Origin of the sequence: Geodermatophilus tzadiensis, assembly GCF_003002915.1 — a bacterium.
GTDB lineage: Bacteria > Actinomycetota > Actinomycetes > Mycobacteriales > Geodermatophilaceae > Geodermatophilus > Geodermatophilus tzadiensis.
On record NZ_PVTG01000036.1, the window covers coordinates 1 to 1,028 of the forward strand.

The following is a 1,028-nucleotide window of genomic DNA, read 5'->3' on the forward strand; positions in this document are numbered from 1 at the left end:
CTAGGGCGTGTCTGACGGATCTTGACGCCGTAAGTCGGCAGTCTCCGGACGATGCGACAGCATCGAATGGTGGTCTCCGATGAGGCGTGGGCGTGGATGGAGCCATTGCTGCCGTCCTCGACTGGTCGGCGCGGAGGGCGGTGGCGCGATCACCGGCAGGTGATCGAGGCGATCTCTTGGAAGTACCGCACCGGCTCGCCATGGCGCGAGGTGCCCGAGCATTTCGGGCCCTGGCAGACCGCCTACGAGCGGCTGACCCGGTGGAGCGCCGATGGCACCTGGGCCCGGCTGCTGGCCCGCGCCCAGGCCGACGCCGACGCCGCCGGCGAGCTGGACTGGCTGGTCGCGGCCGATTCCACGGTGGTCCGGGTGCACCAGCACGGCGCCAGCGCGCGACGGGTCGGAGGCAACGCCGCGACCAGGCGGGACGCCGCCGACGACGACCAGGAGGGCGGCCGGCACCCGGATCAGTGACCCCGCGGGTGCCGATTCCGCCACCGAAGTCGCCGTCGTCGAGCCCGGCGATCACGCGATCGGGCGGTCCCGCGGCGGGCTGACCACCAAGGTTCACGCCTTGACCGACGGTCACGGGCGGGCGCTGGTGTTCCTGCTGACCGGCGGCAACATCAGCGACACCACCATGTTCGCCCCGCTGCTGGCCGCCTTGCGGGTGGCCAGAGCCGGCCCGGGCCGACCCCGGACCCGCCCGGAGTACGTGGTCGCCGACAAGGGCTACAGCTCCCGGGCCAACCGGACGCTGCTGCGCCGCCGCGGCATCGCCCACACCATCCCCGAGCCCCGCGACCAGCAGGCCAACCGGCGCCGCAAGGGCTCCGCCGGCGGCCGCCCGGTCGGCTTCGACAAGGTCCGCTACGCCCGCCGCAACGTCGTCGAGCGCGGCTTCTGCCAGGTCAAACAGTGGCGCGGACTGGCCACCCGCTACGGCAAACACGCCCGCCACGACGCCGGCGCACTGACCCTCGCCGCACTACTGACCTGGCTCCCATGATCCGCCGGACACTTCCTAG

At 72.8% G+C, this 1,028-nt stretch carries 1 protein-coding gene; it reads left to right on the plus strand.

Annotated features, from left to right (window positions below; genetic code table 11):
• Positions 1 to 51: 51 nt before the first annotated feature.
• Positions 52 to 1,009, plus strand: a protein-coding gene (locus tag LY71_RS23030) for an IS5 family transposase (RefSeq protein WP_425433040.1) whose coding sequence is annotated in 2 segments (ribosomal slippage) — positions 52 to 426 and positions 428 to 1,009 — 957 coding nt in all. Because the reading frame shifts where the segments join, the coding sequence is not laid out codon by codon here.
• The last annotated feature ends 19 nt before the right edge of the window (positions 1,010 to 1,028 follow it).